15 protein-coding genes and 2 pseudogenes are annotated in these 20,439 nt (G+C 69.5%); 7 read left to right on the top strand and 10 right to left on the bottom strand.

Annotation, left to right across the window (positions count from 1 at the left end; translation table 11 throughout):
• Positions 1–664 precede the first annotated feature (664 nt).
• Positions 665–2,215: a hypothetical protein gene (locus DFJ67_RS42785; protein WP_170215913.1), complete on the bottom strand. Its 1,551-nt coding sequence runs from the start codon at positions 2,213–2,215 to the stop codon at positions 665–667.
• A 184-nt stretch (positions 2,216–2,399) separates the two neighbouring features.
• On the bottom strand, positions 2,400–3,800 hold the full coding sequence (gene hflX / locus DFJ67_RS19825) for a GTPase HflX (protein WP_239097586.1): 1,401 nt from the start codon (positions 3,798–3,800) through the stop codon (positions 2,400–2,402).
• Positions 3,801–3,969: 169 nt separating this feature from the next.
• On the opposite strand from hflX, the gene DFJ67_RS19820 reads away from it, so the two are divergent.
• Entirely contained in the window at positions 3,970–5,397 is a 1,428-nt protein-coding gene (locus DFJ67_RS19820; RefSeq protein ID WP_116069353.1) for an NAD-dependent malic enzyme, read from the top strand.
• A gap of 446 nt (positions 5,398–5,843) precedes the next feature.
• Here the strand turns inward: DFJ67_RS19820 and DFJ67_RS43840 are convergent.
• From DFJ67_RS43840 to DFJ67_RS19805, 4 genes and pseudogenes are all read right to left on the bottom strand, one after another.
• Positions 5,844–6,083, bottom strand: a pseudogene (locus DFJ67_RS43840) (diaminopimelate epimerase); the annotation flags it as partial.
• Positions 6,084–6,551: 468 nt separating this feature from the next.
• Positions 6,552–7,124: pseudogene (gene dapF / locus DFJ67_RS43835) on the bottom strand (diaminopimelate epimerase); the annotation flags it as partial.
• A gap of 33 nt (positions 7,125–7,157) precedes the next feature.
• The gene (gene miaA / locus DFJ67_RS19810; RefSeq protein WP_409362989.1) at positions 7,158–8,156 is read right to left on the bottom strand and encodes a tRNA (adenosine(37)-N6)-dimethylallyltransferase MiaA; all 999 of its coding nucleotides are present in this window, start codon (positions 8,154–8,156) and stop codon (positions 7,158–7,160) included.
• Positions 8,072–8,800 (bottom strand): class III extradiol ring-cleavage dioxygenase family protein, encoded by a 729-nt coding sequence (locus DFJ67_RS19805; RefSeq protein WP_116069351.1) that lies wholly within the window; start codon positions 8,798–8,800, stop codon positions 8,072–8,074. The genes miaA and DFJ67_RS19805 overlap by 85 nt, the downstream gene beginning before the upstream one ends.
• Before the next feature lie 200 nt (positions 8,801–9,000).
• Here DFJ67_RS19805 and DFJ67_RS19800 point away from each other — a divergent pair, with 200 nt between their 5' ends.
• Positions 9,001–10,209: a DUF349 domain-containing protein gene (locus DFJ67_RS19800; RefSeq protein WP_116069350.1), complete on the top strand. Its 1,209-nt coding sequence runs from the start codon at positions 9,001–9,003 to the stop codon at positions 10,207–10,209.
• A gap of 300 nt (positions 10,210–10,509) precedes the next feature.
• The gene (locus DFJ67_RS19795) at positions 10,510–12,096 is read left to right on the top strand and encodes a cellulase family glycosylhydrolase (RefSeq protein ID WP_116069349.1); all 1,587 of its coding nucleotides are present in this window, start codon (positions 10,510–10,512) and stop codon (positions 12,094–12,096) included.
• Positions 12,097–12,149: 53 nt separating this feature from the next.
• Here DFJ67_RS19795 and miaB read toward each other — a convergent pair whose 3' ends face one another.
• Together miaB and DFJ67_RS19785 are read right to left on the bottom strand one after the other, a co-directional pair.
• The gene (miaB, locus tag DFJ67_RS19790; RefSeq protein WP_116069348.1) at positions 12,150–13,640 is read right to left on the bottom strand and encodes a tRNA (N6-isopentenyl adenosine(37)-C2)-methylthiotransferase MiaB; all 1,491 of its coding nucleotides are present in this window, start codon (positions 13,638–13,640) and stop codon (positions 12,150–12,152) included.
• Between the two features lie 29 nt (positions 13,641–13,669).
• Positions 13,670–14,089: a hypothetical protein gene (locus DFJ67_RS19785; RefSeq protein ID WP_147315552.1), complete on the bottom strand. Its 420-nt coding sequence runs from the start codon at positions 14,087–14,089 to the stop codon at positions 13,670–13,672.
• Positions 14,090–14,293: 204 nt separating this feature from the next.
• On the opposite strand from DFJ67_RS19785, the gene DFJ67_RS19780 reads away from it, so the two are divergent.
• The 4 genes from DFJ67_RS19780 (at position 14,294) to DFJ67_RS19765 (ending at position 17,739) form a co-directional block, all read left to right on the top strand.
• Positions 14,294–15,058: an amino acid ABC transporter ATP-binding protein gene (locus DFJ67_RS19780; RefSeq protein WP_116069346.1), complete on the top strand. Its 765-nt coding sequence runs from the start codon at positions 14,294–14,296 to the stop codon at positions 15,056–15,058.
• A 76-nt stretch (positions 15,059–15,134) separates the two neighbouring features.
• Positions 15,135–16,019: a glutamate ABC transporter substrate-binding protein gene (locus DFJ67_RS19775; RefSeq protein ID WP_116076430.1), complete on the top strand. Its 885-nt coding sequence runs from the start codon at positions 15,135–15,137 to the stop codon at positions 16,017–16,019.
• A gap of 38 nt (positions 16,020–16,057) precedes the next feature.
• Positions 16,058–16,765: an amino acid ABC transporter permease gene (locus tag DFJ67_RS19770; protein WP_116076428.1), complete on the top strand. Its 708-nt coding sequence runs from the start codon at positions 16,058–16,060 to the stop codon at positions 16,763–16,765.
• Complete coding sequence (locus DFJ67_RS19765; RefSeq protein ID WP_116069345.1) at positions 16,762–17,739, top strand: amino acid ABC transporter permease; 978 nt, start codon at positions 16,762–16,764, stop codon at positions 17,737–17,739. The genes DFJ67_RS19770 and DFJ67_RS19765 overlap by 4 nt, the downstream gene beginning before the upstream one ends.
• 13 nt (positions 17,740–17,752) lie before the next feature.
• Here the strand turns inward: DFJ67_RS19765 and DFJ67_RS19760 are convergent, their stop codons facing one another.
• Entirely contained in the window at positions 17,753–18,088 is a 336-nt protein-coding gene (locus tag DFJ67_RS19760; RefSeq protein WP_203784368.1) for an ester cyclase, read from the bottom strand.
• A 131-nt stretch (positions 18,089–18,219) separates the two neighbouring features.
• Complete coding sequence (rny, locus tag DFJ67_RS19755) at positions 18,220–19,908, bottom strand: ribonuclease Y (protein WP_409362988.1); 1,689 nt, start codon at positions 19,906–19,908, stop codon at positions 18,220–18,222.
• Positions 19,909–20,439 lie beyond the last annotated feature (531 nt).

Below are 20,439 nucleotides of genomic sequence, written 5' to 3'. Positions count from 1 at the left end.
CCCTCAACGGCACGCACCCGTCGCGATCGCATCCGGCCCAACGGCCCCCGCGCCGAGCCACGTGACGCGCCGGCCACGGGTCCGGCGACCGGCGACCGGCGTGCAATCGCGTCTGACCAAATGCAGCCCATCTGGGATTCAGCGCATACGCACATGATCATGAGACCCGGCCCGGGAAGCGCGCCTGGCGCCGCGTCGCAAAGCCTGCGCGCGAACCGCCCTGCGCCGCATCACAAGAGCCCGCCCGGGAAGCGCGCCTGGCGCCGCGTCAAAAAGCCTGCGCGCGAACCGCCCTGCGCCGCATCACAAGAGCCCGCCCGGGAAGCGCGCCTGGCGCCGCGTCAAAAAGCCCCCGCGCCAACCGCCCTGCGCCGCATCACGAGAGCCCGCCCGCAAACCGCCTGACCGCGTCAAAAGCCCGCGCGCGAGCCGCCCTGCACGGCATCACAAGAGCCTGCCCGCAAACCGCGCTGCGGCCGCATCACGAGAGCCGCCCGCAAACCGCCCGGCTGGGCATCGCAAAAGTTCGCGTGGAAACCCGCGGCGGCCCATGACGCGAAGGCCGCCAGACGCGCGCCCCGATACAAGGCCTACGTCAACGAGCCCGCCGCGACACTGTGCCGGAGAGCGACCTGCCCCCGAGAGGGCCGGCTGGAAGGAAAGCTCAGCCGCGGTAGTCCGGGTGGTAACCCGAGCCGACGTAGCCGTGGCCATCGTCGTTGGGGTAGCCGCCCTGCCCCTGCTGACCATAGGTCTGCCCGGACCCCGAGTAGCCATAGTCATCCGGCGCACTCCGCTGCCGGCCGTAGCCATTGCCGCGCTGGCGAGGATCGCCCTGCTGAGGCGGGCCGTATCCGCCGCCATCGCCATAGCCGGGCGGCGGCGGGGCGGGCGCACCGCCACCTCCGTAGACACCGCCACCACGCTGCGGACCAGGACCAGGACCAGGACCAGAACCCGGAGCCGGAGCACCGCCACCGCCATAGACACCGCCGCCACGCTGCGGGCCGGGAGGCGCGCCTCCGCCGCCGTAGACGCCGCCGCCGGCCGGAGCCGGCGCTCCACCATAGACACCGCCGCCGGTCGGGGCCGGGCCGCCGCCGTAGACGTTGCCGGACGCGTCCTGGTCCCAGGTCGCCTGCTCGGGTGCTACTTGCCGGCCGACCTTCGCGACGCCGCCGGTGCCGGGATCTGCCGCCGCGGTTGCCGCACGCTTCTTGCGGGCCACGATGATGCCGGCGACGCCGGCGGCGACCAGGATCAGGCCGACCACGCCGACCGCGGCGATCAACGTGGTGATGTCGCCGATGGTGAGGTTCTTGGTCCACGAGCCGCCGGTGCCCGCGGCCGTGCCGGAGGCGGGGCCCTCGGTCGGCGCTGCCGCCACTGCCGGCGGGTAGCTCAGGATCTGGATCTCTTCGTCTTCGCCGAGTTGGCCGCCATCGGAGACGGTGACGAACTGCTTGTTGTCGGTCGTGTAGGAGATCGCCTCGCCGAACGGGTCGGTCAGGCCGGTGATCCGCGGTTTCGTGCCGCCGGTGACCGCTGCCACGATGTCGCCGCCGTCGGCGACGTCCCACTCGAAGGCGTCGGCGTAGGTGCGGATGACCACCCGCTTGCCGTCGAACGAGCGGGCCGCGCCCGTCACCGTGACCCGGCCGGGTGCGCCCAGGAGGTTGGGCGTGTCGGTCTTCGGGAGGGTGAGGTCGCCGACCTTCTTCATCTTCACGCCGGTCGCGTTGTCGGTCTTGATCGCGGCTGCGGGGGTGAAGAGCTCGGCTGCGCCGGTCGACTTGGTGATCACCACTGGGGTGCCGGCGCCGGTGCCGGAAAGGACCAGGGCCTCGGCGTCGCGGGGCTTGTCGTCGGGGTAGACGAAGCGGTGCAGCGTCGGCTTCTTGCTGTGGTCGAGCGGGAGGCTCCACAACACGATGCTGGAGCGCTGCTCACTGCTCGTGATGTTGTTGCCTGTGTCGGCGATCCACAGCGTCTTGCCGTCGGGCGACAGGGCCAGGTCTTCGGTGTCGCGCGGGCCACCGCCGCTGTAGGCGATCGAGTCGACGACCTTGCACTTCTTGTCGAGATAGAAGACCTTTTCCCGACTCGACTCGTCGCTGCTGTCGTTGATGACAACGAAGCCTGTCTTGGTCGCGACCAGGCCGGACAGCTCGACCAGCTTGTCGTCGGTGATCGTGCAGACCTTTTTGCCCTGCACGGGCGCCACAGCACCGGCGGAGGCGCCGGCAGAGGGGGATGGAGCGGCCCATGCGGTGCCAAATCCGGCACCGAGCGCCGCTGCGACCACGCCCAGGACGACCGTGATCGAAGAGGAAGCGCGCGGCATCGGGCCAGTGTCGCACGTCGCCCTGGGTGCGCGCCTCCCCCTCGTGATCTCCGTCTTACGCCGACAAGTAGGGCGCCAACTCGGCCGCCAGCGCCTGATCGACTCGGACGTGCAGCGCGGTGCCCTCGGCGATGTGGGCGGTGCTCAGCACCTTGGCCCGGCGGTGCAACCGGGCAACCAGCTCACCGCGGTCGTAAGGCACCACTACGCGTAGCTCGACAGCGGGCCGGGGCAGGTGGGCCTCGACCGCCGCGCGCAGGTCGTCGATGCCGCGGCCGGAGCGGGCCGACACGAAGACCGCGTCGGGCCACGACCGCTTGAGCCGCAGCAGGGTTTCCTCGTCGGCGCTGTCGATCTTGTTGACGACGAGCAGCTCCGGCACGCTCTCGGCGCCGACCTCGGCCAGTACCTCGTGGACCGCGCGGACCTGCTCCTCGGGGTCGGGGTGCGCGCCGTCGACGACGTGCACCAGGACATCGGCCTCGGCGACCTCCTCCAGCGTCGAGCGGAACGCCTCGACGATCTGGTGTGGCAGGTGGCGGACGAAACCGACCGTGTCGGACAGGGTGTAGACCCGGCCGTCGGCCGCCCGGGCCCGCCGGGTGGTCGGGTCGAGGGTGGCGAACAGCGCGTCCTCCACCAGCACCCCAGCACCGGTCAACCGGTTGAGCAGGCTCGACTTGCCGGCGTTGGTGTAGCCGGCGATCGCCACGGCCGGCACGCCGTTGCGGTTGCGCCTGGCGCGCTTTGTCGCTCGTACGACGCGAAGGCCCTTGATCTCCCGCTTCAGGCGGGAAATGCGGACGTTGATCCGGCGGCGGTCGGTCTCCAGCTTGGTCTCACCGGGACCACGCAAGCCGACGCCGCCACCCGCGCCGCCGCCCCGCCCGGAACCACCGGACTGCCGGGACAGCGTCTCGCCCCAACCACGGAGGCGGGGCAGCAGGTATTGGAGCTGAGCCAGCTCGACCTGCGCCTTGCCCTCTTTGCTCTTCGCGTGCTGGGCGAAGATGTCGAGGATCAGCGCGGTGCGGTCGACGACCTTGACCTTGACCCGCTGCTCCAGGTTGCGCAGTTGCGAAGGAGAAAGCTCGCCGTCGCAGATGACGGTGTCGGCGCCGGTCGAGGTGACCACGGCGAGCAGTTCGTCGACCTTGCCGCGCCCGACGAAGGTCGCCGGGTCGGGTCGGCCGCGGCGCTGGATCAGCCCCTCGAGCACCTGGGATCCGGCCGTCTCGGCGAGTGCGGCCAGCTCTATCAATGAGTTGTCGGCGTCGGTGGAAGTGCCCTCGGTCCAGACTCCGACCAACACGACCCTTTCGAGCCGGAGCTGGCGGTATTCGACCTCGGTGATGTCGGTGAGCTCGGTGGACAGACCCGCGACGCGACGCAGGGCATGTCGGTCTTCGAGCTCGAGCTCGCCGATGGTGGCGTCGATGTCAGCTTGATCATCCACAGCGTGGAATGTGCGCAAAACAATCCTCCTCGAACACCGATCGTGACACGCCCGCACCGAGAGCGCATCTATAAATCGCGCAGCCGGTTGGCCGACCTCCTCGAAGGTGGGCAACAATGCGCGTGGCGCAGGCGTCGTGGCCAGCGCCCGTAGGACGACGGAGGACCACGTGGCGACGACCCGCCTGCCCAGTGCCGGCTTTTCGATCACGATCCGGATCGGGGTGATGGCCGACGCGTCGTCGATCGGCCGGCTCACCACCTGCGTCGGCGAGGCGGGTGCGATCGTCACCGCCCTCGACGTGGTCGACTCGGACCCCACGACGGTCGTCGTGGACCTCACCTGTGACACCGCCGACGCCAACCACGCCGACCAGGTGGTCAAGGCCCTGGAGGCGCTCGAGGGCGTTGACGTGCGCAAGGTCAGCGACCGCACGTTCCTGCTCCACCTCGGCGGCAAGATCGAAGTGACCCCGAAGGTCGCGCTGCGCAACCGGGATGAGCTGTCGAGGGCGTACACGCCGGGTGTTGCCCGGGTCTGCCTCGCGATCGCGGAGAACCCGGCCGACGCCCGCCGCCTCACGATCAAGCGCAACACCGTGGCCGTGGTGAGCGACGGTTCGGCGGTGCTCGGCCTCGGCAACCTCGGCCCGGCGGCGTCACTGCCGGTGATGGAGGGCAAGGCGGCGCTGTTCAAGCGTTTCGGCGGCGTCGACGCGTGGCCGGTCGTGCTCGACACGCAGGACACCGACGAGATCGTGCGCATCGTGCAGGCGATCGCGCCCGCCTACGGCGGGATCAACCTGGAGGACATCGCGGCGCCGCGCTGCTTCGAGATCGAGGAGCGGCTGCGGGACCTGCTGGACATTCCGGTCTTCCATGATGATCAGCACGGCACGGCGATCTGCGTGCTGGCCGCGCTGACCAACGCGCTGCGCGTCGTGGGCAAGCGCCTCGAAGACGTGCGGGTAGTGGTCAGCGGCGCCGGCGCGGCGGGCACCGCGATCATGAAGTTGCTGCTGCGCCAGGGTGTCGGCGACATCATCGCCTACGACCGGCCGGGCGTCTTGCACGCGGGCCTCAAGGACCTCCCGGCGCCGTGGCAGTGGCTGGTCGAACACACGAACCGCGACGGCTACCAGGGTGATCTTCAGGGTGCGCTGCGCGGCGCCGACGTGTTCATCGGCGTCAGCGCCCCCAACCTGCTGACCGGCGACGACATCGCGACCATGGCGCCGGACTCGATCGTTTTCGCGCTGGCCAACCCGGACCCGGAGGTCGACCCGCGCGAGGCCCGCAAGCACGCGGCTGTCGTGGCGACCGGGCGCTCTGACCAGCCCAACCAGATCAACAACGTGCTCGCGTTCCCGGGCGTTTTCCGCGGGATGCTCGACGCGCACGCGGAGGGCTTCACCGAGGAGATGGCGCTGGCGGCGGCTCAGGCCATTGCCGACGTGGTCGGCCAAGACAAGATCAATCCGACGGTGATCGTGCCTAGCGTGTTCGACCCGCGGGTTGCCGTCGCGGTCGCGGCGGCGGTGCGGGCCGCGGCACAGAGCGGCGCGGCGCCCGCGGTCGCCGACACGTCGACGCCCTGAGCCGACACTTCGACATCTTGATTTGAGGCGTGCCCGGGTTCGCGGTGGTTACTGACCGTCGCTCCCGCCGGGGAAGCCAGGTTCGTCTCGGGTTGCGCTTTGGCGCGCCGCCCGTGGGCGGCCGCGGTTCGCGTTCAGGGTATCGCTGATCGTGACCTGAGCACGCCGACCCACGACGGGCCGCCGTTGGCCTTCGGGATGTGGTTGATCGTCGGCCTGAGCACGCCGACCCTACGACGGGCCGCCGTTCGCCTTCGGGATGTGGTTGATCGTCGGCCTGAGCACGCTCACCACGCCGCCACTCGCTTCGGAGAAGGCCAGCTGATCATCTGGTTGCGGTCAGCGGCGGCCGCCTCAGGCGGTGCGGTGCGAGCCGATCTTGGGTGATCTTTATCGCCGGGACGGGCTCTCAGGTGCCCGTCCCGGTTCGTCGGTAGTTGGCGGAATCAGCCGATGTGCAGGGTTTCGCCGGTTGCCACCAGGACGGCCGGACCGGTCAGCACGCAGCTCTCGCCGTCGACGGTGATCGTCAGGCGGCCGCCGAGCACGTCTACCGCGACCACTCCGGTCTCCTTGCCTGTCTCGCGCAGGGCCACCGCCGCGACCGCGATCGCTCCCGAGCCGCAGGACAGGGTCTCGCCCGACCCTCGCTCGTAGACCCGCATCGCGACATGCGCGTCGACCCCGACCGGGACCGGGCGCTTGTCGACAGCGATGTGGCCGAACTCCCCGCCCCGCCGGTCAACGGCGATGTGTCCGCGATCAGGCTGCGCCGGCGAAGGCGGCGGCGAATCGACCGCGATATGACCACGCTCGGGCTGCACGGGCGGAGGCGAGTCCACAGCGATGTGACCACGCTCAGGCTGCGAAGGCGGAGGCGAGTCCACAGCAATGTGGCCTTGTTCGCGACCTTCCGTGGGCGAGTCAACGGCGATATGTCCCCGCTCAGGCTGCGAAGGCGGAGGCGAGTCGACAGCGATGTGACCCCGCTCGCGCCCATCGGCCGGCGGCGAATCCACAGCGATGTGGCCATACTCCGGCCGATCCGCAGGCGGCGAGTCGACGGCGATGTGACCGCGATCCGGCCCAGGCCGCCGATCCACAGCGATGTGCCCGAAGGCAGCCGCCTCGGTCCCGCCGCGGACCATGAACTCGACATTCACGCCCGTCGGGAAAACGGCAGCGTCGTAGTCAGGTGCATGCGTCAGATCGAGGTCTCGCAGCGACATCCCCGACGGCACGGAGCAGACCAGATGCGGGTTGCCGACGTCGACCGACGTCCCGGTGAAGGTCAGCCCGCCGAGCGTGGCGGTCGAACCCGCACCGACGCGCGGCGCCGCCAGTGTGACCGAGACCTCGGACGCGCCGACGACCGCCCGGACCACCCCCGCGCGGGTCGCGATCGGGAAGCTGGCCGAGTCGGTGTAGCCCTCGGCCACCAGGAACCGGGCGAAGACCCGGACGCCGTTGCCGCACATCTCGGCGATCGAGCCGTCTGAGTTCCAGTAGTCCATGAACCATTCGGCTTCGCCGGCCAGGCCGGCCGCCTCTGGGTGTTTCGCGGAGCGGACCACGTGCAGGACGCCGTCGGCTCCGATGCCTCGGCCGCGGTCGCAGAGCGCCGCCACCATCGACGGTGTCAGCTCCAGGCCCCCGTCTGGGTCCGGGAGGATCACGAAGTCGTTGCCGGTGCCGTGGCCCTTGAAGAAACGCACACTGCCCCCCATCTCAAAGCCGCCCCCCAACAGATACGCCGACCATCATGGCGCACCTGGTCTATCCGCGTGGACCGCCCGCAGCGCCGCCGTGGCCAGGTCGGGGTCGGCTCCGTCGAGCCAGGTGATCCGGGGGTCGCGGCGGAACCAGGTGCGCTGGCGGCGTACGAAACGGCGGGTTGCCCGGATCGTCTCCTCAGCGGCCTGAGCCTCCGAACACACACCGTCGAGGAACGCCAGGACCTGCTGGTAGCCCAGGGCCCGGCTAGCGGTCCGGCCCGAACGCAGGCCGACAGAAACGAGTGACGAGGTCTCCGCGACCAGTCCGGCGGACCACATCGATTCGACCCGCGCAGCCACCCGCGAATCCAGCACGGGGCCGGAAACATCGACCCCAATTTGCACAGACGGATAAAACGGCACGGGCGAAGACGGCAGCGCCGCCTTGAACGGCTGGCCAGTGAGCGTGATCACTTCGAGCGCCCGCACGATCCGGCGACCGTTGGTCGGCAGGATCCGCGCCGCCGCCTCCGGGTCGGCCGCCCGCAGCCGCTCGTGCAGGGCCACGGCGCCGACCAGCGCCAGCTCGGCCTCGAGAGACAAGCGCAGATCAGCGTCCGTACCCGGGAAATCGAATTCTTCCAGCACTGCCCGCACATAAAGGCCCGAGCCGCCGACCAGCAGCGGCACCTTGCCTCGGGCCAGGATGTCGTCGATCGCCGCGCGGGCCAGCCGCTGGTATTCCGCCACGCTCGCCGGCTCGGTCACCGGCCAGATGTCCAGGACGTGGTGTGGGATGCCCCGCCGCTCGGCCACCGACAGCTTCGCCGTGCCGATGTCGAGACCGCGGTAGAGCTGCATCGAGTCGGCGTTGACCACCTCGCCGTCGAGCTTCTCGGCGAGCGCCAGGCTCAGCGCGGACTTGCCGGCGGCGGTCGGGCCGACCACAGCGATGACCGTCATGCGGCCGCCCCGCGCTGCCAGGTCGCCACGAAGTAGCCGACGCCATACGGCGCCGCGTTGTAGGACAGCTCGCCCGACCAGGCCCCGCCCGCGGCAGCGACCGCCCCGGCCGCCGCCTGGAAGGCAGGGCGGCCGGCGACACCCAGTTCGGAGGAGACGACAGGGTCAAGGCCGTGCAGCACGGAAAGGTCGACCGAACCCAGCGCCGCAGCCAGCGCGTCGTCAAACGGCTGGGCGCGCGGATCGTCGTACCCCGGTGATTTGATCCCCCGAGACGCGGACCCGTCACCCATCACGAGCAGGGCCCACGGCCCGTCGGGGGCGCAGCATTCGCCGAAATGCCGGCATTGAGCCGGCGTCGCGTCCCCGGCGATGCCCTGCATGTTGACCATCACGGGCTGCTGTGGCGGGTGTTGCCGCAACAGCCACGCGCCGATCACCAGGCTCAACGGCATCTGGTGACTCTCCAGCGGGTCGTGCGGCCCGAGCGACACGTCGAGGTCGACGCCCCACGGCCGGAGCGAGCCGCGCTGCGGCGGGTCATAGGACGTCATGGACGAATCGGCGCCGAACACCACTATCTGCCGCGCACCGGCCCGGCCCAGCATCGTCACCGCGTCTGCGCAGGCCGCCCGCAGGTCGTCGAGCTCCGCGGCGGCGCCGCCGGCCACCTCAGGGACGATCATGGGCGGATGGGGACAGACCGCGACAGCTACGAGGGTCACCGCATAACGGTATCGGGACGGTCGCCGGGACCCGTGTGATTCCGCCCCCGGTCTCCGTATGGTCACGGTCGCCAATAGGCGCTCGACGCGGACGGGGTAGGACCTGTGACAATGCAGCGGTAACAATACTGCGCTATGGCGACTCTCGAACGGTGCATTCCTTGCATTCCAGACGGAGTCGGACGAACGAGGATGGGCAGATGAGCGACTGGACGGCCTTCGGACGCGTAGACGCGGAGGGCACGGTTTACGTCAAGACGGCCGACGGAGAGCGGGTTGTCGGCTCGTGGCAGGCCGGCTCGCCCGAGGAGGGCCTGGCCCACTTCGCCCGGCGGTTCGCCGACGTGGTCACCGAGGTCGACCTCGTCGAGGCCCGGATGAACTCCGGCGCGGCCGACGCGTCGCACTCCCTCACCACGATCCGCCGGATCCGCGGTTCGCTGCCCGAGGCACACGTGGTCGGCGACATCGACGGCCTGCTGGCGCGCCTCGACCGGCTCTCGGAGACCGCCGACGCCAAGGCCGGCGAGGCCCGGGCCGCCCGCGAGACGGCGCGCGCCGAGGCGCTGGCGCGCAAGACCCAACTCGTCGAAGAGGCCGAGAAGATCGCGGCCGAGTCGACCGGGTGGAAGTCGGCCGGCGACCGGCTCAAGGAGATCCTCGACGAGTGGAAGACCATCCGCGGCGTCGACAAGAAGTCCGACGGCGAGCTGTGGAAGCGCTTCGCGGCCGCCCGTGACGGCTTCACCCGCCGCCGCGGCGCCCACTTCGCGACCCTCGACTCGCAGCGCAAGCAGGCGCAGACGGTCAAGGAAGAGCTCGTCGCCGAGGCCGAGACGCTGCGTGAGTCGACCGACTGGGGCCCGACCGCGGCCCGCCTCAAAGAGCTGATGAACGACTGGAAGGCCGCACCCCGCGCGTCGAAGGAGGCCGAGCAGCGTCTCTGGGAGCGGTTCCGGGCCGCGCAGGACGCGTTCTTCACCAGCCGCAGCACGGTCTTCTCGGCCCGCGACGCCGAGCAGAAGGGCAACCAGGAGCGCAAGCAGGCCCTGGTCGTCGAGGCCGAGGCGATCGACGTCGACACCGACCCGCGCGCGGCGCAGGCAAAGCTCCGCGACATCCAGGCCCAGTGGCACGACGCCGGGCGGGTCCCGCGCGAGGTGGCCGGCGGTCTCGACCGCCGCATGCGCGCGGTCGAGGAGAAGGTCCGCATCGCGATGGACTCGGCGTGGCGCCGCACCGACCCGTCGGCCAACCCGCTGCTGACCCAGATGCGCGAGCAGGTGGCCGAGGCCGAGCAACGCCTCGAGCGGGCCCGCAACGCCGGCGACGCCAAGCGCATCCGCGAGGCCGAGACGGCCCTCAACCAGAAGCGCCAGTTCCTGAATCTGGCCGAGCAAGCCAACTGACCTAGGGCGATTTCCCGGGTCCGCGGTGGTCCGGACCGTCGCTCCCGCCGGAGACCGGGCCGGGCCGTAGGGGGCCCGTCCCTGCCAGGTCCGCGGTGGCCAAAGGCATGCGGCGCGAACGCCGCGTGTCCGGTGCTCGCCCGCCGCGAACCTGCGGGGTGCTCGCTTACCCGCACTGGGACCTTGACCCGGGGCATCGATCGCGATCAGAATGTACGCGGAGCCAGGGCACGCACCGCGACCGACGCCGATGCATGGCGCGCGCGGATCTCGTACCCCCGCGAATTGGAGCCCTGGCACATGCAACGCAAACCTGTCCGCGGCGCACTAGCCGCGGTAGTGGTCGCGGCCGCGACCGTCCTCGTCGGCATCACGCTGGCGACACCGCCGGCGATGGCCGCCGGCACCGGCACCGGTTATCTGCACACGAGCGGCAGCAAGATTGTCGACAGCACCGGCGCGACCGTGCGGCTCACCGGGATCAACTGGTTCGGCATGGAGACCGACAACAAGACCTTCCACGGTCTGTGGTCGAGCAACCCGTGGCGCAGCCAACTCGACACCATGGCCAACCTCGGTTACAACACGCTGCGCATCCCCTATTCCAACGACGCGCTCAAGGCCGGTGCCGTCGCCACCGGCATCAACGACTTCGTCAACCCCGACCTGGTCGGCAACTCTCCACTGCAGATTCTCGACAAGGTCATCGCGTACGCCGGAAGCAAAGGCATGCGGGTGATCCTCGACCGGCACCGGCCGACCAGCGCGCAGCAGACGGCGCTCTGGTATACGAGCGCGGTGCCGGAGAGCACCTGGATCAACGACTGGCGCACGCTGGCCCAACGCTATGCCAACAACCCGACCGTGATCGGCGCCGACCTGCACAACGAGCCGCATGCCGAGGGCACCAACCCGGCGGCGACCGGTGCCTGCTGGGGCTGCGGTGACACCAACCGCGACTGGCGGCTCGCCGCCGAGCGGGCCGGCAACGCGATCCTCGGTGTGCAGCCCAACTGGCTGATCTTCGTCGAAGGCGTGAGCTGCCCGAGTGGCGGTCTGTCCAATGTGTGGGATGGTGATACCAGCAACGACGAAGACTGCGGCTGGTGGGGCGGCAACCTGAGCAAGGCCGGGCAGTTCCCGGTGCGGCTCTCGGTGGCCAACCGGCTGGTCTACTCGCCGCACGACTACGCGATCTCGGTCTATCACCAGACCTGGTTCGACGCGCCGAACTACCCGGCCAACCTGCCGGGTATCTGGGACAACTACTGGGGTTATCTGTTCAAGCAGAACACCGCCCCGATCATGCTCGGCGAGTTCGGCACGACGCTGGCAGACCCTAAGGACCGGGTCTGGCTGACCAACCTGATGTCCTATCTGGGCAGTGGGGTCAACGGCATGTCGTTCACCTACTGGTCGTGGAACCCCAACTCAGGTGACACCGGCGGCATCGCCAACGACGACTGGACCACGATCAACCAGGCGAAACAGTCGATACTGAGTCCCTACCTCATTGCCCCAACAGGAGGAGGCGGCGGCCCGACCACCGGGCCGACCCCGACGACGCCGGCACCCGGGCCGGGTGACTGCGACGCCACCTACCGCTCGACCAACACCTGGCAGGGCGGCTTCCAGGGCGAGGTCACGGTGACCAACCGCGGCACCGCGGCCACCAACCCGTGGCGGGTGACCTGGACCTGGCCGTCGGGAGTCACCCTCGGCAGCGGCTGGAACGCGACCGTCACCCAGTCGGGCACGACCATCACGGCGGCGGCGCCGACCTGGTCGCCGTCGCTAGCACCGGGCGCCTCGGTGACGATCGGCTTCACCGCCAACGGCACCGCGGCAACACCAGGAGGGGTCGCGCTCAACGGCGTGACCTGCTGAAACCGGACCGCGGCGGCGGGCGAGCCAACGCGCCCGCCGCCGCCCCGGAGCTGTTAGTGGGTGGCGCAGGCCGAGGCGGGCTGGGGCTGCGCCGGCGGCCGGCCAAGCGTCGGCATACCCAGGCTGACCCCGGGTGTGCGGGTGGCCCGACCCGCCTCGAACGCGTCACCGGCCCGGGTGCGGCGGTGCGACAGCGGCGCGCCGTCGGCGTTGAGGTGGTGCGGTGCGGCGTAGGTGATCGTCGTCTCGACGATGTCGCCCGGCCGGATTCCGGTGGTGTCGCCGGTCGCGAAGTGCACCAACCGGCCGTCGCGGGCCCGGCCGGACAGCCGGCCGGTGCGCTCGTCCTTGCGCCCCTCGCCGACCGCGACCAGCACCTCGACGGTCGAGCCGACCAGCGCCCGGTTTTCCGCCCAGGTGGTCTCCTCGACGACCGCCATCAGCCGCTCGTAACGCTCCTGCACCACCGCTTTCGGCACCTGGTCGTCCATTGTGGCCGCCGGGGTGCCGGGTCGCGGCGAGTATTGGAACGTGAACGCCGTGGCGAACCGCGCCTGGCGGACCACGTCCAACGTGCGAGAGAAGTCTTCCTCGGTCTCGCCCGGGAAGCCGACGATGATGTCGGTCGTGATGGCCGCGTCGGGCATCGCCGCGCGCACCTTGTCGATGATCCCGAGATAGCGCTCCTGCCGGTAGGAGCGGCGCATTGCCTTCAGCACCGTGTCGGAGCCGGACTGCAACGGCATGTGCAGCGAGTGGCAGACGTTGGGCGTCTCGGCCATCGCGGCGATCACGTCGTCGGTGAAGTCTTTCGGGTGCGGGCTGGTGAACCGGACCCGCTCCAGGCCCTCGATCGAGCCCGTGGAACGCAGCAGCTTGCCGAACGCCAGCCGGTCGCCGAACTCGACGCCGTAGGAGTTGACGTTTTGCCCCAGCAGCGTCACCTCCAGCACGCCCTCGGCCACGAGCGCCTCGACCTCGGCCAGGATCTCGCCGGGGCGCCGGTCTTTCTCGCGACCCCGCAGCGACGGCACGATGCAGAAGGTGCAGGTGTTGTTGCAGCCCACCGAGATCGAGACCCAGCCGGCGTAGGTCGACTCGCGCCGGGTGGGCAGCGTCGACGGGAACACCTCGAGCGACTCGAGGATCTCGACCTCGGCCTCGGTGTTGTGCCGGGCGCGCTCCAGCAGCACCGGCAGCGAGCCGATGTTGTGGGTGCCGAAGACGACATCGACCCAGGGCGCCTTCTTGACGATCTCGCCGCGGTCTTTCTGCGCGAGGCAGCCGCCGACCGCGATCTGCATGTCGGGCCGGCGGGTCTTGGCCGGACGCAGGTGGCCGAGGTTGCCGTAGAGGCGGTTGTCGGCGTTTTCCCGCACGGCACAGGTGTTGAACACCACCACGTCGGCGTCATCCGCCTCGGCCCGCACGTAACCGGCTTCTTCGAGCAGGCCGGAGATCCGCTCGGAGTCGTGGACGTTCATCTGGCAGCCGTAAGTGCGCACCTGGTAGGTGCGGGGGCTGGCCTGCGCTGCGGTAGTCATGACCCCTAGAGAGTAGCCGCCGCGCGTGATCAGGCGGCCAGGCCGGGGACCACCCGGTCGGGGGTCCACCGCGACTGCTGGCAGGGCACCCGCTGCCGGCACCACGCGTCGTGCCCGGTGCACGGCCGCACGTTGGTGCGCGCCTCGCCGTCGTCGGTTTCCACCACATCCACGTGTACGGGTCGCAGCGTGCCGTCGGCCGTCGCCAGCACGTGCCGGTCGGGGATGAGGGTGTCGTCGGCCAGCAGGATGCGCCGCCGGAGCAGGGCGGCCACCTCGGCGGCCGCGACGGCCTCGGCGAGCTCCGATGGCGGTGCGTAGCAGTCGATCGCGACCGGGAACTCGCCAATGCCCGCCCAGACGTCGCAGAGGATGGCGTCGTCGGGCAGGTAGCCGTCGTCACCCAACGGCACGACCGCACACCCGGTGATCGCACTGAGTGCGCGCATGACTACGGAAGGTGTCAGGGGCGCCTCCGCGTGCCAGTTCCAGATCGCGGAGCCCTGCCCGATTGGGTCCGGAGGGATCGCCATACCAACGATCGTGCCTGCCCGTTGCCGTGCGCGGAGCCCGCGTTACCGCTCCGTGACCGTAGACAGGGCTTCCTGACACATCGTCACCCTTAGAGTGGCCCCATCCAAAAGGGGGGGTCGATGGTCGCAACTGAGACGGTGCCGACGGCTGAGCCACTCATCGTGCTCGAGAAGGTCAACAAATACTTTGGTGACCTGCACGTTCTGCACGATGTGGACCTGTCGGTCGAGCGCGGCGAGGTGGTCGTCGTGATTGGACCGTCGGGTTCGGGCAAGTCGACGCTGTGCCGCGCGATCAACCGGCTGGAGCCGATCAACTCGGGCACCATCAGGTTCGACGGCAAGGTGCTGCCGGCCGAGGGTCGCGAGTTGGCCCGCCTGCGCAGCGATGTCGGCATGGTGTTCCAGTCGTTCAACCTCTTCGCACACAAGACGATCCTCCAGAACGTGACGCTCGGCCCGATCAAGGTCCGCAAGGAGAAGCCGGCCGCCGCGCGTGAGCGCGGGTTGGCCCTGCTCGAGCGGGTCGGCATCGCCAACCAGGCCGAGAAATATCCCGCTCAGCTCTCCGGCGGCCAGCAGCAGCGCGCGGCGATCGCGCGGGCGCTGGCGATGCAGCCCAAGGCGATGCTCTTCGACGAGCCGACCAGCGCCCTCGACCCCGAAATGGTCGGCGAGGTGCTCGAGGTGATGACGTCACTCGCGCGTGACGGCATGACGATGGTCGTGGTCACCCATGAGATGGGTTTCGCGCGACACGCGGCCAACCGCGTCGTCTTCATGGCAGACGGCCAGCTCGTCGAGCAGGCCGAGCCGGTCGAGTTCTTCGCCAACCCGCGCAGCGACCGGGCCAAGGACTTCCTTTCCAAGATCCTTACGCACTGACCAAGCACAACCAGGTCGATCGGCGGAGTCCCGGCATGACCCCGTCGGGATCTCCCGTACCAGAAGGAGAATGCACATGCGGATGAAGCGGGTGGCGGCACTTGCCGCCGCGGCGGCCCTCGCCTTTGCGGTGGGCGCCTGCGGCGACAGCGCCGACAGCGACTCCGGCAGCTCGGGCACGTCTGACGTGACCTTCGAGGCCGGCACCACGATGGAGAAGCTCAACAAGGCTGGCAAGATCACCGTCGGCACGAAGTTCGACCAGCCGCTGTTCGGCCTCAAGGGCCTCGACGGCAAGCCGGCCGGCTTCGACGTCGAGATCGCGAAGATCATCGCCAAGGGCCTGGGCATCTCCGCCGACAAGATCGAGTTTGTCGAGACCCCGTCGACCGTGCGCGAGCAGGTGATCCAGGACGGCAAGGTCGACATCGTCGCCGCGACCTACACGATCAACGACAAGCGCAAGCAGGTCATCGACTTCGCCGGCCCTTACTACCTCGCCGGTCAGACGATCCTGGTCAAGGCGAGCGACTCGTCGATCACCGGTCCTGACTCGTTCAAGGACGGCACCAAGAAGGTCTGCTCGGTGACCAACTCGACGCCGGCCACCAACATCAAGACCTACCTGAAGGACGAGACCACCCAGCTCGTTCTCTTCGACGTCTACTCGAAGTGCCTCGACGCGCTGAAGAACGACCAGGTCAACGCGATCACCACGGACAACGTCATCCTGACCGGCTACATGTCGACCAACGAGGGCCAGTACAAGCTCGCGGGCACCCCGTTCACCGAGGAGCCCTACGGCATCGGCCTGAAGAAGGGCGATGACAAGTTCCGCGAGTTCATCAACAAGACCCTCGAGGCCTCGTTCGCCGACGGCAGCTACGCCAAGGCGTGGGCCGACACCGCGGGCAAGTACGACAAGAACGCGCCGAAGACCCCGACCATCAACCGCTACTGACCTAGCCGGATAACAAGCAGAACTGGAAGGTGCTCGACTTGAACGTGCTCGTCGACCACTTCGACGCTTTCGCAGGTGGTCTGTGGAACACCTTCCAGTACTGCGTCATCGCCGCGATCGGCGCCCTGATCCTGGGCGCCGTCGTGGCGATCTTCCGGATCTCGCCGATCCCGCCACTGCGCTGGGTCGGCACGGCCTACGTGACGGTCTTCCGGAACGTACCGTTGACGATCGTCTTCTTCTTCTCCGCGTTCGGCCTGCCGGCGCTCGGCTCCAACGCTGACTTCCTGAAGATCCCCGGGCTCGACCAGATCGTCCCCCGGCTCGGCACCGACCTGCCGTTCTTCCGCTTCGCGGTGATCGGCCTGGTCGTCTACACCGCGGCGTTCGTCTGTGAGGCACTGCGCAGCGGCGTCAACGCGGTGGCGGCCGGGCAGGCCGAGGCGGCGCGAGCGATCGGGCTGACCTTCACCCAGAATCTCCGGTACGTCGTTCTCCCGCAGGCGTGGAAGGCGGCCATCGTCCCCTTGGGCAGCGTGATCATCGCAATGATCAAGAACTCGGCCATCGCGGCGTTCTTCGGCGTGCTGGGAGAGCTCACCTACCGCGGCTACAACCTGATCGTCGAAGACAACGAACCGGCGATCCCGACGTTCATCGGCATCGCGATCGGCTTCCTGATCATGACGATCCCCCTGAGCCTCCTGCTTGACCGGGTCGAGCGGCAGCGGGCGGTGACCCGATGAGCCAGCAGACCGTCCTCTACGACGCGCCCGGGCCCAAGGCCCGCCGGACCACGCTGATCGTCAGCGTCGTCGCCGCGGTCGCGCTGATCGCCGCCCTCTACTTCTTCGTCTACCGCCCGCTCGACAGCCGCGGCGAGTTCGCGATGGAGAAGTGGGGCCCGCTGATCGACCCGGGCAACGAGAGCTTCAAGCTGCTCTGGGAGCGCATCTGGGCCGGCTTCAAGGCGACGCTGATCGCCGCGGGCCTGGCCATCCTCGCCTCGTTCGTCGTGGGCCTGCTGCTCGCGGTGCTCCGGGTGCAGCTCAAGGAACTGGCCCGGCGCGAGTTCGCCGGCCCGGGTGCGGGCCTACTCAAGGCGCTGAGCTGGACGCTCAACGGCATCACCCGGGCGTGCGTCGAGGTCTTCCGCGGCACGCCGGTGGTCGTCACGATCGCGTTCTGCTGGCTCGGCCTGCCGACGCTGGGCATCGACTTCGACAACGTCCTCTGGTACCTCGTCATCGGCCTGGCCATCTACAACTCGGTCGTGATCGGCGAGATCCTCCGGTCAGGCATGGAGGGCCTGCCCAAGGGCCAGACCGAGGCGGCGCGCGCGATCGGCCTGCGGTCGTTCCAGACGACCCGCCTGGTACTGCTCCCCCAGGCGATCCGGATCATGCTGCCGGCGCTGATCAGCCAGTTGGTCGTGGTGCTCAAAGACACTTCACTGGGCTTCATCATCGGGTACGAGGAGATCCTGCGGGTCAGCACCCAGGTGATCCAGGTTCTCCAGAACCCGATCCAGATGTACCTGGTGATCGGCGCCGTCTACATCCTGCTCAACTACACGCTCTCGAAGCTGGCCGAATACATCCAGCGCCGGATGTCCCGCGTCCGCCGCACCGCCGCACCGCCGGTCGACGCCACGATGTCCGCGGTCGTCGGAATGGACGCCGCTTCCGGCGTCGGCGGCGGCGGGGGCAGCGCGGCGTGACAGGCTAGGCCGCTTAGCTCTGCTGGTAGGTCCACATCTCGACCACCCGACCGTCGGCGACGCGCACGAGCCAGACGAACCGGCCAGGTGATGTGTGTTGCGGGCCGACCCCACCCACGGCGGCGACCAGGTCGTCGTCGCCGAGGATCGACTCCACTTCGAACCGCAGGTCGGGGCTCACGGCCCGGATGGCGGCCACGGCCTGGCGCACCCCGTCGGGCCCGGCGACCTCGGGGTGGGCATGGTCGACCCAGTCTGGGCCGACGATGGCCTCCACCATCTCGGTGTCGCCGGTGTTCCACATCTCGAAGTAACGTGCGACGAGGCTGGCCGCTGATTCCGATCCCACAGGGGTCCCCGTTCTGAGCTCGGGAGCCGCGAACGCGGCAGGGTGAGGGCCCGGGTTTGGCCCTCGCCCGGTCCCCGGCGGGAGCGACGGTCGTGCCCCCGGCGGACCCGGGACCGTCTCTTGCTGTTGCCTTATCGGGCGATCTCGGTGACGCGCGACTCGCGGACGACAGTCACCCGGATCTGGCCGGGGTAGGTCAATTCTTCCTCGATCTGCTTGGCCACGTCGCGGGCGAGCACGGCGGCGCCGATGTCATCGACGTCGTCGGGCTTGACCATGACGCGGATCTCGCGGCCGGCCTGCATCGCGAAGACCTTCTCGACGCCCGACTTGCCGCCGGCGATCTCCTCGATGCGCTCGAGGCGCTTGACGTAGGCCTCCAGGCTTTCGCGGCGGGCGCCCGGGCGGCCACCGGAGCAGGCGTCGGACGCCTGGGTCAGCACTGCCTCGATCGTCTGCGGCTGGACCTCGTTGTGGTGCGCCTCGATGGCGTGCACGACCTCGTCGGACTCGCCGTATTTGCGGGCCAGGTCGGCGCCGATCAGCGCGTGGCTGCCCTCGACCTCGTGGGTGAGCGCCTTGCCGATGTCGTGCAGGAACGCGCCGCGCTTGATCAGCGGCGCGTCGAGCCGGAGCTCGGCGGCCATGATGCCGGCGATGTGCGCGGTCTCGACGAGGTGCTTGAGCACGTTCTGCCCGTAGCTGGTGCGGTAGCGCAGCCGCCCGAGCAGCGTGACCAGCTCCGGGTGGATCTCGGTGATGCCGACCTCGACGAGAGCGTCTTCGGCCGCGCGCTGGCAGAGGCGTTCGACCTCCTGCTTGGCGGTCTCGAAGACCTCCTCGATCCGGTGCGGGTGGATGCGGCCGTCGAGGACGAGCTTTTCGAGGGTGAGGCGACCGATCTCCCGGCGTACGGGGTCGAAGCACGACAGCAGCACGGCCTCGGGAGTGTCGTCGATGATCAGGTTGACGCCGGTGACCGACTCGAACGCGCGGATGTTGCGGCCCTCGCGGCCGATGATGCGGCCCTTCATCTCGTCGCCCGGCAGGTGCAGCACGCTGACCACACTCTCCGCGGTCTGCTCGCTGGCCACCCGCTGGATCGCCTCGACGACGATGTGCCGGGCGCGCTGCTCGCCGGTAGCCCGGGCGTCGGCCTCGATGTCGCGGACCAGGATGGCGGCCTCGCGCTTGGCCTGCACCTCGATCGCTTCGACCAACTCGGTGCGGGCGACCTCGGCGGTGAGCCCGGCGATCCGCTCCAACTCCTTGCGGCGCAGCTCTTCGGCCTCGGCGACCAGCACCTCGCGGGCGGTCAGCCCCTGCTCCCGGTCGTTGACCTCGGTGGTGGCGGTGGCGAGCCGGCGTTCGCGTTCGGTGAGCCGCTCGACCTCTTCGCTGTGCAGCCGCTCGCGCTCGTCCATCCGCGCGGCCCGCCGCTCGACATCCGCGGCGTGCTCCTTGGTGGTGGCGGCGAGCATGGCGGCTTCGCGTTCACCACTGCGGCGCGCGGCCGCGCGTAGCTGCTCGGCGTCTTGCTCGGCCTGCTTGTGCGCGCGGTCCAGGAGGGTGTCGGCTTCGGCGCGGGCACTGTCGAGCACCCGGCGCGCCTCGGCCCGCGCGGAGGAGGCTTCGGCCTTGGCGGCGGCGGCTTCGGTGCGCGCGGCGGCGGCCGCGCTCTTCGCGGTGTCGACGGAGGTGGTTACTTCTTCGGCCTTGCTGCGCAATGTCGCCAGCGACTGCTCGTGCCGCTCGCGCTCGGCCGTGTAGTTGGGGTCTTCAGCGGCCGGCGAGACGGGCTGCGCGCTGATCCGCCGCAGGGCGCGCGCGCCGAGGACGAGACCGGCCAGAACGGCGAGGGCGAGAAGGATGACCGCCGATAGGAGTACGGCGTCGAGGGCGCTCATGCGCGCGCCTCGCTCCGCGAGGCGTGCCCTGAGCGCGACGCACTGAGCCAGCTGATTCGCTCGCTCCGCTCACTCATGCCGCGACATCCTCAATGCGGCATCGCCGGTGTCGCCCGGTCATGACGCCTCCCCTTCACCCGTCCGGCGCGAAGGGAGGGGGTGACCTCCCGCTCACACGCGCGGCTGTATGAGACGCCCGACCGAGGCGGCTGTTGGCCGTGTGCAACCGGCCGACGGAGCGCCTCTGCGCCGTCGGCTGGCCGAAGCTGTTATCACCCCGCTGCCAGACCGGCCTGTCCGGTAACGGTGGATGTGGCAGTAAAGCTGACCAAAATCTATGCCGTCTTGTTACGCGATCTATGTTGTGCGCTTAGCCATGCGATGGTCGGGCAATCCAATCTGTAACGCGAGGCTAGGTCGCGAGGGGCCGTTCGGTCAAGGACT

Source organism: Asanoa ferruginea, from assembly GCF_003387075.1.
GTDB lineage: Bacteria > Actinomycetota > Actinomycetes > Mycobacteriales > Micromonosporaceae > Asanoa > Asanoa ferruginea.
This window is presented reverse-complemented; position numbering and strand designations above follow the sequence as displayed.